The sequence below is a fragment of the Patulibacter americanus DSM 16676 genome (genome assembly GCF_000420025.1).
GTDB classification, from domain to species: Bacteria; Actinomycetota; Thermoleophilia; order Solirubrobacterales; family Solirubrobacteraceae; genus Patulibacter; species Patulibacter americanus.
Map to the genome: position 1 here is coordinate 169,711 of NZ_ATUD01000003.1, position 14,648 is coordinate 184,358.

Below are 14,648 nucleotides of genomic sequence, written 5' to 3' on the forward strand. Positions count from 1 at the left end.
TGTTCCCCGGCCCCCCGGGGCCGCGCGATGAGCCGGAGCGCCTGCGGACGTCTCAGGGGTGACGGCACCTCCGACCGAAGGCCCCCATGAGCACGCTCCTGTACTCCGCCACCATGTCCCTGGACGGCTACATCGCCGGACCGGGCGGCGACATGTCGTGGCTCGCCGACCACCTGGGCGACCCCGGACCCGAGGTCGAGGACCTCATGGCGTCGATCGGCGCGCTGCTGATCGGTCGGCGCACGTTCGACGGCGACGACCCGAACCGCGGGACGGAGAAGGAGGGCGCGTTCGGCGGCGCATGGCAGGGACCGTCCGTGGTGCTGACGCACGACCCGCCGGCCCCGGACGACGCCCCCGCCGGAGGGACCGGCGGCGCCGGAGGGGGCGACCCGACCGCCGCGGCCGACGGAGCCGTGACCTTCGCGACGGACCTCGACACGGCCGTCCGCCGGGCGAAGGAGGCGGCCGGTGGCCGTTACGTGAACGTCCTGGGGGCGAACGTCGCCCGCCAGTGCGTCGACGCCGGGCTGCTCGACGAGGTGCTGGTCTTCATCGCGCCCGTGCTGCTCGGCGAGGGCACGCCGCTCTTCGCCCGCCCCGGCGGAGGCCGGGTGCGTCTGGAGCCGCTTCGCCCGGGCGACGTCGGGCCCTCGCGGCTGTGGTTCCGCGTAGTCCGCTGACGGACGGGGCGCACCGGCCTGCGAGGCCGGGGCGATGCTCCGTCGCACGCCGTCGCTGAGGGACCTCGCCGGGCGCCGGGTCCTGATCACGGGGGCGGCCCGCGGGATCGGTGCCGCCCTCGCCCGCGACCTCGCCGGCCGCGGGGCGCGCGTCGCCCTCGTCGGCCTCGAGGAGGAACGGCTGGCCGCCCTCGCCGCCGAGCTGGATGCCGCGGGGGCTCCGGACGCCGCGGGGGCGCTGGACGCCTCCGGGGCTCCGGACGTCGCCCCGACGACCGCGGACGCGGCCGTCGGGGCCGCGAGCGCCCCGCGCGGAGCCGGCCGGCACGCGTGGTTCGTCGCCGACGTCCGCGACCTCGGCGCCGTGCGGGCCGCGGTCGCCGGGACCGTGCAGCGCTTCGGTGGCCTCGACGTCGTCGTGGCCAACGCGGGCATCGTGAACCTCGGCACGGTCGCCGGGTCGGAGACGGAGGACCTCCTGCGCACGATCGACGTGAACCTCCAGGGCGTCGTGCGCACCGTCGGTGCCGCGCTGGACCCGATCGTGGCGGCCCGCGGCCACGTGCTCGTCGTCTCCTCCGCCTCGGCGCTGGGACCGACGGCCGGGATGGCGGCCTACACCGCCAGCAAGGCGGGGGTCGAGGCGTTCGCGGACGCGCTCTCGCAGGAGCTGCGGCCCACGGGCGCGACCGTCGGCTGCGCCTATCTCTCCTGGGTCGACACCGACCTCGTGCGCGACGTGGACGAGCTCATGCCGAGCCTGGCGCTGCTGCGCCGTCGCCTCCCGTGGCCGCTGCGGGCCACCACGACGCCGGAGCGCGCCGCGGCCGCGCTGGCCGCGGGACTCGCCGCGCGGTCGCGGCGCACGATGGTGCCGGCCGGCCTGGGGCTCCTGCGGTGGACGCGCCCGGTGCTCACGAGCCGCGCGGGGGAGACCGCGATGGGTGTCCTCGGACACCGGCTGATCCCGCGCATGGATCGCGAGTCGCGGGCCCTGCGGCGGCGGTTCGGGCGCAACACGCCGGACTGACGTCCCCGCGCCCAGGCGTCCGGCGCAGCCGCCCAGGTGTGACGTCGGGCGGACATGGGAACCTGCACGCCACCGTGACCATCGGAAGCTCCCTGTTCCTCATCGCCGTCGGCGCGATCCTCAAGTTCGCGGTCACCGCGACGGTCGCCGGGGTCGACATCCAGACCGTCGGGGTGATCCTGATGGTCGTGGGCGTCGTCGGCCTGATCGTCGGCCTGGCGATCATGTTCAGCCGCCGCCAGCCGCCCGTGCCGCCGGCGGGGCCGCCCGCCGGCTACTGACCGACTTGCCGGGGCACCGTGTCGGGGAACCGGGGGCCCCGCGCACGCCGCGTCGGCTCGCGGTCCGGGCGCGAGCGGGTCGCCGGGCGCCGAGCTAGTCGGGCCGCGCCAGGCGGATCGGGCCCCGCACCGCTCCGAGGTCCACGCGCTGCCCCTGCTGGCGCACCTCGAGCCGCCCCTCCTCGGTCTCGGCCCCCGCGACCCGCCGCACGTCGTCCATGAGCGCGCGCCAGTCCCCCTCGGGCCTGAGGGCCCGCGCGGCGTCGGACGGGCAGATCGTCGCGCCCTCGCGGCGGGCGTCCAGCAGCGCGTGGATCGTCTCGCGGATGCGGGCGTCGGTGATGGAGGCGTCCGGCGGGGTGGCCACGCATCGAGGGTAGCGCCGTGCCACCCCGGCTCCGGGGCGGGTGGGGGCGCGGGTCCGGCACGAAGTCGTCACGGATCCGGTGCCCATCCGGTACAGCCGGGCTCCCACGTGCAACGACGACGCCCGTAGCGTCGCCTCCATGCCACGGCCTGCCCACGACCACGCCGATCCCCCGCCGCCCTGCCGCCGCCGGCCCGTCGCCCTCGGCGTCGCGCTGGTGGGGCTCGCCGTCGCCGGCTGTGGCGGCGACGAAGGCCGGGACACGGCGACCGCGACCGCCGGGCGGTCCGCTCCCACGGCGGCCCGAGCGGTGCCGACCGGCGACCGATCGGCACGGTGGGCCGGGGCGAGCGACGACCGCGACGTGGTCGCGCGTCGCCGGGTGTACGGACCCCTGCCGGAGGACGCGACCGCGGAGACGCGGGTCACCGTCGACCTGCTCATCCGCGGGCTCACGGTCCGCGGCCGCACCGCCACCCTGCGGTTCACCGCCATCCCCCGCGGGTGGGGGCGGGCGCGCGACGCCACGGGCGGGCCGACGCTCTACGAGCTCAACCCCGGTCCGAACAGCGAGTTCGTCTCGGCGCAGCTCATCGACGTCCAGCACCTGCGCCGGCATCTGCCGCTGCAGGATGACGAGGGCGAGGCCATCGCCGGCATGAACTACGCCGGCAACGTCTCCGACGGCCGGCCCATCGACGCCAGCTGGGTGTTCGCCGCGCCTCCGCCGGACGTCGAGGCGATGGACGTGCAGATCGGCAGCTGGCCGATCTTCCGCGAGGTCCCGGTGACGCGCCGATGAGGACGGTCGCAGGCTTCCGCCCGGGGACCCGCAGGGGCGCGGTGCTGGGTGTCGCCGCCGGAGCGCTGCTCCTCGTCCCGACGGCCGCTGCCGTGCCCACCGCGCGCGAGCTCGCGGACTCCGTGGAACCGCTGACCGGGCCGGTCGGGGCGCTGGGCGGGCCCGGGGCGATCGTGCCGATGAACGAACGTACGCGCGACGGCACGGAGCGACTCGCAACCGACGTGCTGTTCGACTTCGACCGGGCGGTGCTGCGGCCGGCGGGGCGGCGTCAGGTCCTGCGTGTGGCGCGGGCCGGCCGGCGGCGGACCGGGACGCTGCGCGTCGTGGGGCACACGGACGGGCTGGGGAAGGACGGGTACAACCGCCGGCTGTCGCGCCAGCGGGCGCGGGCGGTGGCGGACGTCCTGCGCGGCGCGCTGGCCGATGCCGTCCGGGTGCAGACGGCGGGGCGCGGCTCCGCGGACCCCGTGGCGCCGGAGACGACGCCCGGCGGGGACGACGATCCGGCGGCTCGCGCGCGCAACCGGCGCGTCGAGCTGCGCTGGGCCCGGCCGTGAGCCGGCCGGGCCCGCGGGGATCAGCCCTTCGGGGCGTCCCCGCGCTTCTTCTGCTTCGCGAACTTCTGGCGCTCGGAGGTGTTCAGGATGTTCTTGCGCAGCCGGACGTTCTTCGGCGTCACCTCGACGCACTCGTCGTCGGCGATGAACTCGAGCGCCTGGTCCAGCGTCATCTCGCGCGGCGGCACGATCTTGACGAGCTCCTCCGACGTGGCGGAGCGGATGTTCGTGACCTTGCGCTCACGGACGGCGTTGACGTCGAGATCCTCGGCGCGCTTGTTCTCGCCGATGACGGAGCCCTCGTAGACCTCGTCGCCGACGGAGACGAAGAGGTCGCCGCGGTCCTGCATCGAGATCACGGCGTAGCCCGTGATCTTGCCGGAGCGATCGTTGACCATCGAGCCGGACTGGCGCGAGCGGATCTCGCCGGCCCAGTCGCCCCAGCCGTCGAAGATCGAGTGCATCATGCCCGCGCCGCGGGTCGTGGTCAGGAACTCCGTGCGCACGCCGATGAGGCCACGCGCGGGGATCCGGAAGTCCATGCGGATCCAGCCGGTGCCGTGGCCGGACATGCCGAGCATCTGGCCCTTGCGCTCGGCCATGAGCTGCGTGATCGCGCCGAGGTACTCCTCGGGGGTGTCGATCGTGACGGCCTCGTAGGGCTCCTCGCGCTTGCCGTCGTCCTTCGTGCGGACGAGGACGCGCGGCTTGCCGACCGTCATCTCGAAGCCCTCGCGGCGCATGTTCTCCACGAGCACGGCCAGCTGCAGCTCGCCGCGGCCGTGGACCTCCCACGTGTCCGGGCGCTCCGTCGGCTCGACCTTGAGCGACACGTTGCCGATCAGCTCGGCCTCGAGGCGGGCCTCGATCATGCGCGCGGTGAGCTTCTCGCCCTCGCGGCCGGCCATCGGCGAGGTGTTCACGCCGATGGTCATCGCGAGGGAGGGCTCGTCGACGGTGATGGGCGGCAGCGGGCGCGGATCCTCGATGCTCGTCAGCGTGTCGCCGAGCTCGATGTCTGCGAAGCCGGCGATGGCCGCGATCTCGCCCGGGCCGATCTCGTCGGCGGGGACGCGGTCGAGGCCTTCCGTCTTGAAGAGCTCGCCGACCTTCGCCTTGGTCTCGGTGCCGTCGCGCTTGACCCAGAGGACCTGCTCGCCGCGGCGCAGCGTGCCGTGGGCGATCTTCGAGATCGCCAGGCGGCCGAGGTACGGGGAGGCGTCGAGGTTGCCGACCTGCGCCTGGAGCGGGTGGTCCGGGTCGTACGTCGGGGCCGGGATGGCCTCGAGGATGCCGTCGAGCAGCGGGGAGAGGTCGTCGGCCAGCTCGTCCGGGCGGGGGCCGGCGCGGCCGTCGCGGCCGATCGCGTAGTGGACCGGGAACTCGAGCTGGTGGTCCTTCGCGTCGAGCTCGAGGAAGAGCTCCTCGACGTCCGAGACGACCTGCTCGATCTGCGCGTCGGGACGGTCGATCTTGTTGACCACGAGGATCACGGGCAGATCGGCCTCGAGCGCCTTGCGGAGCACGAAGCGGGTCTGGGGCAGCGGGCCCTCGGCGGCGTCGACGAGCAGGACGACGCCGTCGACGAGGGCCAGGCCGCGCTCGACCTCGCCGCCGAAGTCGGCGTGGCCGGGGGTGTCGACGATGGTGACCGTCGTGTCACGCCACTGGATGACCGTGTGCTTGGCGAGGATCGTGATCCCGCGCTCGCGCTCCTGGTCGTCCGAGTCCATGATGCGGTCGGAGTCCTCGCCGCGGTGCAGAGCACCCGACTGACGCAGCATCGCGTCCACGAGGGTGGTCTTCCCGTGGTCGACGTGGGCGACGATGGCGACGGTTCGGAGGTCTGTACGTGCGGAAGGCATTCCCGACGAAGGATACGGACCGCGGGCCTCGGGGTACCCGACCCCGTCCGCCGGTGCTTGACAGCGTCCGCGTTTGCGGGTAGTTCGCGCAGGTCTGCGGGTTCCTCCCGACGTGCGCCGCCGGTCGCCGCAGTACGCTCGCGTCCATGACGGTGGCGACCGCACGGCCCCGCGGCGTGGCCGTTGCCCTCGCCGCGGCGGCCGCACTGGGAGTGGCGGGAGCGGCCGCCCCGACGCCCGCCGGGGCGATCATCGCCGGCACGCCGGAGGACCGGTCCGACCACCCGGCGGTGGTCACGCTCGCCCAGGCCTGCACCGCCACGCTGGTGGCGCCCGACCGCCTGCTCACCGCCGGGCACTGCGCCAGCCACGTTGTGCCCGGCCGCACGTCGGTGCTCGTCGGGGGCGAGCGCCTTCGCGTGTCGCGCATCGCCCGGCACCCCCGGTTCCAGTACCTCACCCCGGAGATCCCGGCCGAGCCGTACCGCGACGTCGCGCTCGTCGAGCTGGAGGCGCCCACCACCCGCGTCACACCGCTGCGCGTGTCCGGCCGGGCGGTGCGCCCCGGTGCCGACGTCACGCTCGTGGGCTTCGGCACGGGCGACGCCGACCGCCCGGGGAACTTCGGGGTGCTGCGCTCCGTGCGGCTCGTCGTCCTCGCCGACGGTGCCTGCCGGACCGGGCTCGATCGCGCGGCGGCCGGCCAGGGCAACCAATACCGCCCCGCGGTGATGCTCTGCACGGGCGACCCGGACGGCCGGGCGCCCTACGCCTCGGGATGCAACGGCGACTCGGGCGCCCCGCTCCTGCGCCGCACCCCCTCGGGCCGCCAGGTGATCGTCGGCGTCGACTCCTGGGGCGTGGCCTGCGGCGTCCGTGGCGGCGACCCCGAGGTCTTCTCCCGCGCCGCCGCCGAGCTGGCGTTCATCCGGGCCGCCGACCCGGGCTGGACCACGCGGCGGATCCCCGAGCCGCTCGAGCCGGGACCGCCGGCCCGTTAGGGGAGGCGGCGGCCGACACGGCCCCGCGCCGCCGAGGGTCAGGGGCGTGGGCGCCCGGCAGCCCCGGGAAGCGGCTGGCGGGTGGGGGTTGGCGGCGTCGTCCGACCGCGATGGGGGTCATGGCGCGGCACACGGACCCGGCGTCCGGGACCCGCGGGGACGTTGCTCGCCCCCGGCGCGCCCGTCGAGAACGCCGGCGTCTGTCGGTGGGGCGACGAGCCGTGCGGGCTCACGGCTTCTGGGAGGGGGCCTGCGGCACCCCGAGGGCCGGGCGGTACCGCTTCGACTCGGCGCCGCACGAGATCCGCTTCGGGACGACCCCGCCGCGCGAGCGACCGCAGTCGTGCATTCCGGCGGGGGTGCGGACGGTGACGACGGGCAGCGTCATCGCGCGAGTCGTGGTGCCGTTCGCGAACCGCCTCGTGGCGCCGGTCGACGTCAGCCATGAGACGTGATCCGTGCCCGCGAGGGCGGCTAGGGGAGCGACGAAGACGTTCTCTCGAACCGCAGTGTCGTACGCGCCGCCGCTCGGACGGTGGAAGCGGACGCGCGAGACGCCGTCGGGCACGAGGCCGCGGACGGTCTGGCCGGCGACGAGCACCGCCTCACCGCTATTGAGCGCGGCGGTGGAGTAGCACTGTCGGCCCCCGTCATCCGCGGTCGGATCGCGGAGCGCGATCTGCAGGCACAGCGCGTCGGCGCTCGTGGCGGTGCGCGCGTCGACGGCCCGACCGCGCACGGTCGCCACCGGCACCACCACCGAGGAGGTGCCGTCCGGTGCGGGCACGACGCGGACGCCCTCAAGCTTCACGCCGACGTAGCGGCTCGACAACCAGGACAGTGCGGAGCGCGCCGCGGGGCCGCGATCCCCAGGCTCCTGCGGACGCCGCAGCACTCCGAGCATGGACGTCTGTGCGGCCGGCACGGCGCCCCGGGAGACCGTTGCGCGGTTGCCGTCCTCCCAGCCGAGCAGGGGAGCCCACAGCGACTGCGAGGCGACGGCCCCGCCCCCGAGGGAGACGACGGCGGCCGAGGTCAGTACCCCGAGCCGGAACCGCTGGGTGCGGCGGCGCCGGCGCGCGACCATCTGGTCGCTCGCGACGACGAGCGCCTCTTGCAGCTGCGGCAGGATCATGCGATGTCTCCCAGGTCCTGCCGCAGGCGGGTGAGCCCGCGGCTGACGCGTTTGCGGATGACGCTCGAGGAGAGCGCCAGCCGTTCGGCCGTCTCGTCGTAGCTCTCCTCGTGCACGAAGCGGGCCATGATCGCCTCGCGCTGCTCGACCGGCAGCGCGTCGAGCGCGTCGTGCAGGTGGTCGTCCTCGCCCAGCGAGTCGATGCGGGCCAGGTCCGTGTCGTCGAGTTCGATGCGGGCCATGCCGAGCTTCTCCCTGGCCTTCTGCTCGACGGTGCCACGACGGGCACTGTCGACCAGGACGTGATGTGCGATGCCGAAGAGCCAGCCGACGGCCGTGCCCCGGTTCGGCTTGAACCGCGACCGGGACGCGAGCGCCCGGGCGAAGGTCTCCGCGGTCAGGTCGGCCGCCACCTCGGGCAGGCCGACGCGCCGACGGTGGTACGCGAGCACGGCGGGTTCGTACCGCGCGTAGAACTCCGCGAAGGCGGGGGTCGCGCGGTCGAGGCGCTTCTCTGCGACGAGGGCTTCGTCGCTGCGATCTCTCTCGCGGCTCACTGTGGGGTACTTCGCGCGGAACGCCGGATCTGTGACCGGCGATCCGCGGATCCGGCGGCGACGGCCGCCGGATCCCGCGCGGGTCAGCCCGTCGGGGCCACCGTACCGTCGGGCTCGGGGACCGGCGTCGTGGACCGGCCGTCCTCCGAGACCACGGTGACGCGCTCGGCGTCGGTCGTATCGGCGGACGCCACGCCCGAGGCGTCCGGCTGGACGACGTCCGTGGAGGCGTCGTCCTGAGTGACGACGAGCGTGCCACCGTCGGGCAGGAGCGTGGAGCTCGACGACTCGTCGGACCCGACCTGCTGCAGGGTCACGCCGTCCTCGGCCGCGGCGGCGGTGGTCTGGCACGTCGTGCCGTAGACCCCGGCGGCGTCCGGGACCACGAGGCAGATCACCCCGCGGCCCGGGACGACCCAGCCCTTGCCCGTCGGGGTCCGGATCGCGCGGGAGAGCCCGGCGTTGCGGCCGAAGCGGCTCGGCCCGGCCATGGCCGCAGCGATGTCGGCCGGCATGGCGTCGCTCGGTCGCTGGGGGCGACGCATCACCTGGAACGCGGCGGCCTGCGCCGGCTCGATGGCTCCGATCACCGGCGTCATCGCCAGTGGCGACGGGGAGGCGACGGGGGCGTCGTCGACGCCGTTCGACGCGATGGCCGATCCGCCGACGGCCAGGACGGCAGCGGTGCTCGTCGTCGCGAGCAGCGTGGTGACTCGACGCGTCAGCATCCTTCGGTCCTCTCGCCGTAGGAGGAGAGTCCTTCGATCCGCAGCGCCTGCGAGGCGCCGTTCACGATGAGGGGGTAGAGCAGCGCGCCCGTGAAGCCCTTGCACGTGTACCCCGGGCCCCACAGGACCCCGCCGGCGGTGAGGTTGTCGAACGAGCCGGTCGGGCTGGCGCCCGCGCCCACCCAGGTGTTGGTGTCGTTCCACACGGAGACGGCCCGGAGCGAATGCCGCTGACCGGCGCAGCCGTGGCCGGAGGGCAAGGAGCAGGCGAACTCGTCGTACGCCGCGTGCGACGTGGATGCTCCGGCCAGCACGAGCGTGAAGGTCGAGGCGGCCAAGACCAGAAGGTGCTGCAGCCTTCGGGAAGTCGAGATGGTCATCTGGGGCTTTCTGATCGGAGACTGGGGGTCACGTGCGGGGACGAAAGTAGGGTCCTCCAAACGCCCCGAGCCGCAGAACTCGACGAACGTGCGGTTCTGTCGACGGATGGCATTGTGTCTGTCCCTCCGAGCGGACGAACGTCCGACGGATCCGGGCGAATCGTGGCCGGAATGTTGCCGAGCGGGCGCCCGCCGCCGCGCGCGCGAAGCGGCGTGGATGGTCATCTTCAGGTTCTCGGCCGGCGGCCGATGAACGACTTTCGGCGCCGCGGTCACAAATCCGGATCCTGCTGCGAACAGGGGGCATGGACGAGCGGCACACGTGGGACGACGCGCGGCTGTTGGCCGACACGGAGCACCCCGACGCGACCTTCATCGCCTTCTACCGGCGCCACGCGACGAGCGTGCTCGCCTTCTACGCGCGCCGCAACGTCGACGCGACCCGGGCCGCCGAGCTGACCGCCGCCGTCTTCGCCGCCGCGCTGCGTGGGCGCTACGGCGTCGGGGCCACGCGCCAGACCGCCGCCCCCTGGCTCCACGCCCTCGCGTGCGCCGAGCTGGCGCGCGAGACCCGGGCGGGCGGCCGGCTCCAGCGCGCCCTCAGCTCCCGCCGCGTCCCGCACGTGGAGCTCGACGTGCGCGACCGGGTGGAGTACGCGACCCTCGCCTTCGGCCCGTTCGACGTCCTGGACGTCCTGGCCGAGCGCCCCCGTTCGCGGCGCCCCGCCCCGCGCAGCTGGCGTGCGCATCGCACCGAGGACGCGCGTGGCTGAGCGCGTCAGCGCGCCGGCGGGACGCCGGTCATCACCCCTTCCACGACCGCGCTCCGCCTGGCAGGGCGTCGAGCCGACCGACCTCCCGGTCGTGGACGGCAACGGCTGGTCGCCCATGGCGAGCGAGCAGCCGATGCACCACTACGTCGAGCAGCTCGAGGGGCATCTCGAGCGCACAGCGAAGCGTCGACCGCTCCGCACCCTCCCCGGCCGCCTGGCGCGGTCACTGCTCGGCCGGCCCGACTGATCCCCCCGGGCCACCCCGGTGTCGTCGGCTGCTGATCCCCCCGGCCGGCGACACCCCACCACCGTCCGCACGCGGCGCGCGCCCGTCCCGCCGCGTGCGGACCCCTGGGCGACCCCAAACTGGTTTGCTAAAGTAATTAGCAGTGCAAACCAGTTCGACCGTCCCGGCCCGCGAGGGCACCCCCGAGATCGCCGCGCACCTGCGGCTCGTGATCACGCGCGCCGCGCGGCGCCTGCGGACGGAGGCGAGCGCCGGCCTCGGTCCGTCCCTCGGCGCCGCGCTCGCGACGATCGAGCGGTTCGGTCCCCTCACGCCGAGCGAGGTCGCCGAGCGCGAGGGCATCCAGCGTCCCTCCGCCACCCGCCTGGTGGCGCGGCTGGAGGAGGAGGGGCTCGTCGCCCGGCAGCGGGACCCGCACGACGGCCGCTCGTTCCGCGTCGCGGCGACGGAGGCCGGCGCGGAGCACCTGCGCGAGGTCCGCTCCCGCAAGGACGCGTTCCTGGCGGAGCGGATCGCCGCGCTTCAGCCCGAGGAGCGCGCCGTCCTGGACCGCGCCGCCGACCTCCTCGAGCGCGTGCTCGAGGACCCCGACCGAGAGGAGCGCCGTTGACCCGCGCCATCCACCGCACCTTCGACTCGCTGCACGTCCCGAACTACCGGCGCTACTTCGCCGGGCAGGTCGTGTCCGTCTCCGGCAACTGGATCCAGAACGTCGCCGCGATGTGGCTCATGGTCCAGCTCACGGGCGACGGGCTCGCCGTCGGGCTGACGGCCGCGCTGCAGTTCCTTCCGCTGATGCTGTTCGGCGCGTGGGGCGGCCTGCTCGCCGACCGCGTCGACAAGCGGCGGCTGCTCATCGGCACGCAGATCGGTCTGATGATCCCGGCGATCGTGCTCGCCGTGACGACCTTCGCCGGCGCGGTGACCCCGCTGATCATCTACGTGATGGTGTTCCTGCGGGGCACCGCGATGGCGATCGACAACCCTGCGCGCCAGGCGCTGCCGATCGAGCTCGTGGGCCCGGAGCGGGTCGTGAACGCGGTGGCGCTCAACAGCGTCGTCATCCAGAGCTCGCGAATCATCGGCCCGGGTATCGCGGGCCTGCTGATCGCGGTCGTCGGCATCGCCTGGTGCTTCGTCGTCGACGCCCTCTCCTTCGTGGCGATGATCGTCGCGCTCCTGCGGCTCGACCCGACGCAGATGGGCGAGGCGCCCCGCAGCGCCCGGCACAAGGGCGCACTGCGCGAGGGCGTCCGCTACGTCCGCGGGGCGCCGGCGCTGCTGATCCCGCTGGCCATGATGGGCGTGATCGGGCTGCTCTCCTTCAACTTCCAGATCGTCCTGCCGCTCATGGCGCACGAGACCTGGAAGGGCACGGCGACGACGTTCACCCTGCTGACGATGACGATGGCCGTCGGCTCCGTCGTCGGAGCGCTCGTGGCCGGCAACCGCCGCGAGATCACCCCGCGGCTGCTGGTCGGCTCCGCCACCCTGTTCGGGGTCTTCCAGCTGCTCGCCGCGTTCGCGCCCACCCTCCCGCTGCAGCTGCTGCCGCTCGTGCTGCTGGGCATGGCGTCCGTCACGTTCTCCGCCGGCGTCAACTCGACGCTGCAGCTGCAGGTGGACCCCGCCATGCGGGGCCGCGTCATGGCGCTCTACTCCCTCGTGTTCCTCGGGTCGACGCCGATCGGCGCGCCGCTGGTGGGCTGGATCGCGGGATGGGCGGGACCGCGCACGGGCATGGCCATCGGTGGCCTCGCCGCCCTGGCCGCGGCCGGGGGTGCTGCCTGGGCCTACCGGCGTGTGGCGTCGCGGGCCGCCGGGTCCGAGGCGGCTGCGCCCCCGCGGGCAGCCGGCGTGGTCCGGCACGCCTAGGGCGCTCGACCCGCCGCGGACACCCGCGGTGCCGCCAGCCAGGGCCCCCACGCCTGGGTCGCGCAGCCCGCTGGGGGTGGCCGAGCATCGCGCCGCCGGTCGAGCCCCCGAGGGCACCCGACCGGTGGGAGCGCACGCCCGCCCGTCAGCGCGCCGCGACCGTGAACGACCCGCGGCGGTGCCGCGGGTGCTCGGCCTCGTCGAGCAGGGCGACGGCCAGGTCCTCCGTGGCGATCCGGGACACGCCGTCGGCGTCCATGAGGAGCTCGCTGCCGCCGAGCCGGTACTGGCCGGTGCGCTCCCCCGGCTCGAGGATCGCGGGCGGACAGACGACGGACCAGTCGACCCCCACGGACGCTCGGCAGGCGTCGAGCTGGGCCACGGACCCCAGGGCGATGTCGCGCCACGCCGTGGGGACGAAGCGCGGGTCGTCCACGACCCGGGTGGACGTGCCGGAGACGGTGAGGCCGCCTGCCCCGCCCACGACGAGCAGGCGGGCGGTGAGGCCGTCCAGGGCCCGCAGCACCCCTCGGGTGGTGTCCGCGAGCCCACCCTCGCGCCCCGGCCCCGGACGGATCGCGAGCACCACGACGTCGTGGTCGGCCGCGAGGGCGGCCACGAACGTGGCGTCGCCCGCGTCGCCCGCGCGCGCGGTGACGCCCGCGGGCAGGTCGCCGAGTCGGGTGGTGTCGCGGGCGACGGCGGTCACGTCGTGGCCGCGGGCAGCGGCCTCCGCGGTGACGCGGCGGCCGACGTGGCCGGCGGCACCGATGATGGAGATGCGCATGATCAGGTCCTCTCGAGGGGTGTGGGGGGAACGGGAAGGGGTCCGGGTCCGTCGGCCGTGGGGGCGGTCCGGGGCGAGCGCGGGTCGAGCGACGGGTCCTGGGGCCGGGGCGGGAGGCCCGTCTGGGCCGCGACCAGGGCCCCGACCACGGCGAGGGCGCCCAACACCTGTGCCGGGCTGAGCGACTCGCCGAGGGCGACGAGGCCGACGAGGGTCGCGACGAGCGGACTCAGGAGTCCGAGGAACGCGACGCTCGTCGGCTGCAGCCCGCGCAGCCCGCGGAACCACAACGCGTAGGCGACGGCGGTCCCGACGAGGGAGAGGTACGCGTAGCCGCCGACGTTCAGCGTCGTGATCGTGGGCGGCGGCCCGCCCTCGATCAGCAGGGCGACGGGCAGCAGGACGAGGCCGCCGGCCGTGAGCTGCCAGCCCGTCACGGCCAGCGCGGGTGCCGAGGTGGTCCAGCGCTTGCTCAGGACGACGCCCGTGGCCATCACCGCCGCGCTGCCGAGCGCGGCCGCGAGGCCCGGAGGGTCCAGCCGGGCGTCGGCGCGGAGCACGAGCAGCCCGACGCCGACCATGCCGACCAGGGTCGCCGCCAGGGTCCGCGGCCGCAGCCGCGTGCCCAGGAGGCCCACGGCGAGCACGGCCACGAACAGCGGCTGGACCGCGCCGACGGTCGCGGCGGCGCCCCCCGGAAGCCGGTAGGCGGCGACGAACAGCAGGCCGAAGAACGCGCCGATGTTCAGCGTCCCGAGCACGAGGGACCGCCACCACCAGTCGCCGGACGGCAGGCGGCGGGTGAGCGCGACGAGCAACAGGCCCGCCGGCAGCGCCCGCAGCAGGGCGGCGAGCAGCGGGCGATCGGGCGGGAGGGCCTCCGTCGTCACGACGTAGGTCGTGCCCCACACCGCCGGGGCCGCCGCCGTGAGCAGGAGGGTGGTGGGGAGGCGATCTCTTAGCACTAAGCCAACGTACCAGACTGTCTTAGCGCTGAGCTAACAAGCTCAGCGCTGAGACATCGGTACGGTGCGGGCATGACCGACCACGTCGCCGGGGTGCTCGACCAGTGGGCGCGGGAGCGTCCGGACCTGGACGTCTCGCCCATGGCGGTCGTCGGCCGGGTGTCGCGGGTCTCGCGGCGCTTCGCGGCCGAGACGGCCCGCACGTTCGCGCAGCACGGCCTGGACCACGCATCGTTCGACGTCCTGGCGACGTTGCGGCGGGCCGGGCCGCCCTACGCGCTGTCGCCGACGGCGCTCACGCGCTCGTCCATGGTCACCTCCGGTGCGATCAGTCAGCGCCTCGACCGCCTCGAGGCCCGCGGTCTGGTGGTCCGCAGGCCGCGGCCGACCGACGGACGCGGCACGGACGTCGCGTTGACCGACGAGGGCAAGGCGCTCGTCGACCGGGCGCTGCCGGACCACCTGGCGACGGAGGAGCGGCTGCTCGCCGCCCTCTCGGACGAGCAGCGGGCCGAGCTCGCGACCCTGCTGAGCGCGCTGCTCGTGTCCTTGGAGTGAGCCGGCGAGGGTGCGCGTCGCCGTCGCGGGTCGCCGTCGCGGTGAATCCTCGTT

19 protein-coding genes are annotated in these 14,648 nt (G+C 74.9%); 11 read left to right on the forward strand and 8 right to left on the reverse strand.

Features of this window, described 5'->3' with window-relative positions; all coding sequences use genetic code 11:
* Positions 1–86 precede the first annotated feature (86 nt).
* The 3 genes from F593_RS0107185 to F593_RS23245 all read left to right on the forward strand — a co-directional run bounded on the left by F593_RS0107185 (position 87) and on the right by F593_RS23245 (position 1,994).
* Positions 87–683, forward strand: coding sequence for a dihydrofolate reductase family protein (locus F593_RS0107185; RefSeq protein WP_022928082.1), 597 nt, complete (start codon positions 87–89; stop codon positions 681–683).
* 34 nt (positions 684–717) lie between these two features.
* Complete coding sequence (locus F593_RS23240) at positions 718–1,713, forward strand: SDR family NAD(P)-dependent oxidoreductase (protein ID WP_022928083.1); 996 nt, start codon at positions 718–720, stop codon at positions 1,711–1,713.
* A 74-nt stretch (positions 1,714–1,787) separates the two neighbouring features.
* On the forward strand, positions 1,788–1,994 hold the full coding sequence (locus tag F593_RS23245) for a DUF6458 family protein (RefSeq protein WP_022928084.1): 207 nt from the start codon (positions 1,788–1,790) through the stop codon (positions 1,992–1,994).
* A 94-nt stretch (positions 1,995–2,088) separates the two neighbouring features.
* Here the strand turns inward: F593_RS23245 and F593_RS23250 are convergent, their stop codons facing one another.
* Positions 2,089–2,361 carry a DUF3253 domain-containing protein gene (locus F593_RS23250; protein WP_022928085.1) on the reverse strand — a complete coding sequence of 91 codons (273 nt, stop codon included), beginning with the start codon at positions 2,359–2,361 and terminating at the stop codon, positions 2,089–2,091.
* A 364-nt stretch (positions 2,362–2,725) separates the two neighbouring features.
* Between F593_RS23250 and F593_RS0107205 the strand changes: the two genes are divergently transcribed.
* Positions 2,726–3,163, forward strand: coding sequence for a hypothetical protein (locus F593_RS0107205; RefSeq protein ID WP_157251642.1), 438 nt, complete (start codon positions 2,726–2,728; stop codon positions 3,161–3,163).
* Positions 3,160–3,723 carry an OmpA family protein gene (locus F593_RS23255; RefSeq protein WP_084629642.1) on the forward strand — a complete coding sequence of 188 codons (564 nt, stop codon included), beginning with the start codon at positions 3,160–3,162 and terminating at the stop codon, positions 3,721–3,723. Before F593_RS0107205 ends, F593_RS23255 begins: the two co-directional genes overlap by 4 nt.
* A gap of 20 nt (positions 3,724–3,743) precedes the next feature.
* Here the strand turns inward: F593_RS23255 and typA are convergent, their stop codons facing one another.
* Positions 3,744–5,588, reverse strand: coding sequence for a translational GTPase TypA (gene typA, locus F593_RS0107215; RefSeq protein WP_022928088.1), 1,845 nt, complete (start codon positions 5,586–5,588; stop codon positions 3,744–3,746).
* Between the two features lie 146 nt (positions 5,589–5,734).
* On the opposite strand from typA, the gene F593_RS0107220 reads away from it, so the two are divergent.
* A complete protein-coding gene (locus F593_RS0107220) occupies positions 5,735–6,589 on the forward strand; it encodes a S1 family peptidase (protein WP_022928089.1) in 855 nt (284 codons plus the stop codon).
* Positions 6,590–6,818: 229 nt separating this feature from the next.
* On the opposite strand, the gene F593_RS0107225 is transcribed toward F593_RS0107220, so the two are convergent.
* The 4 genes from F593_RS0107225 to F593_RS0107240 form a co-directional block, all read right to left on the reverse strand.
* The gene (locus F593_RS0107225; protein WP_022928090.1) at positions 6,819–7,724 is read right to left on the reverse strand and encodes a hypothetical protein; all 906 of its coding nucleotides are present in this window, start codon (positions 7,722–7,724) and stop codon (positions 6,819–6,821) included.
* The gene (locus tag F593_RS30295) at positions 7,721–8,281 is read right to left on the reverse strand and encodes an RNA polymerase sigma factor (RefSeq protein ID WP_022928091.1); all 561 of its coding nucleotides are present in this window, start codon (positions 8,279–8,281) and stop codon (positions 7,721–7,723) included. Before F593_RS30295 ends, F593_RS0107225 begins: the two co-directional genes overlap by 4 nt.
* Positions 8,282–8,364: 83 nt before the next feature.
* Entirely contained in the window at positions 8,365–9,009 is a 645-nt protein-coding gene (locus tag F593_RS30300; protein ID WP_022928092.1) for a hypothetical protein, read from the reverse strand.
* Positions 9,003–9,389 carry a hypothetical protein gene (locus F593_RS0107240; RefSeq protein WP_157251646.1) on the reverse strand — a complete coding sequence of 129 codons (387 nt, stop codon included), beginning with the start codon at positions 9,387–9,389 and terminating at the stop codon, positions 9,003–9,005. Before F593_RS0107240 ends, F593_RS30300 begins: the two co-directional genes overlap by 7 nt.
* A 305-nt stretch (positions 9,390–9,694) precedes the next feature.
* Between F593_RS0107240 and F593_RS0107245 the strand changes: the two genes are divergently transcribed.
* The 4 genes from F593_RS0107245 (at position 9,695) to F593_RS0107260 (ending at position 12,284) form a co-directional block, all read left to right on the forward strand.
* Positions 9,695–10,162, forward strand: a complete 468-nt coding sequence (locus tag F593_RS0107245) for a hypothetical protein (RefSeq protein ID WP_022928094.1) — start codon at positions 9,695–9,697, stop codon at positions 10,160–10,162.
* On the forward strand, positions 10,155–10,409 hold the full coding sequence (locus F593_RS29805; protein ID WP_157251648.1) for a hypothetical protein: 255 nt from the start codon (positions 10,155–10,157) through the stop codon (positions 10,407–10,409). Before F593_RS0107245 ends, F593_RS29805 begins: the two co-directional genes overlap by 8 nt.
* Before the next feature lie 142 nt (positions 10,410–10,551).
* A complete protein-coding gene (locus tag F593_RS0107255) occupies positions 10,552–11,019 on the forward strand; it encodes a MarR family winged helix-turn-helix transcriptional regulator (protein WP_022928096.1) in 468 nt (155 codons plus the stop codon).
* Positions 11,016–12,284: an MFS transporter gene (locus F593_RS0107260; RefSeq protein WP_022928097.1), complete on the forward strand. Its 1,269-nt coding sequence runs from the start codon at positions 11,016–11,018 to the stop codon at positions 12,282–12,284. Before F593_RS0107255 ends, F593_RS0107260 begins: the two co-directional genes overlap by 4 nt.
* A 145-nt stretch (positions 12,285–12,429) precedes the next feature.
* Here the strand turns inward: F593_RS0107260 and F593_RS0107265 are convergent, their stop codons facing one another.
* Complete coding sequence (locus F593_RS0107265; protein ID WP_022928098.1) at positions 12,430–13,071, reverse strand: NAD(P)-dependent oxidoreductase; 642 nt, start codon at positions 13,069–13,071, stop codon at positions 12,430–12,432.
* A gap of 2 nt (positions 13,072–13,073) precedes the next feature.
* Positions 13,074–14,036, reverse strand: a complete 963-nt coding sequence (locus F593_RS0107270; protein ID WP_022928099.1) for an EamA family transporter — start codon at positions 14,034–14,036, stop codon at positions 13,074–13,076.
* A 72-nt stretch (positions 14,037–14,108) separates the two neighbouring features.
* Here F593_RS0107270 and F593_RS0107275 point away from each other — a divergent pair, with 72 nt between their 5' ends.
* Positions 14,109–14,594, forward strand: coding sequence for a MarR family winged helix-turn-helix transcriptional regulator (locus F593_RS0107275; RefSeq protein ID WP_022928100.1), 486 nt, complete (start codon positions 14,109–14,111; stop codon positions 14,592–14,594).
* Positions 14,595–14,648: the final 54 nt, after the last annotated feature.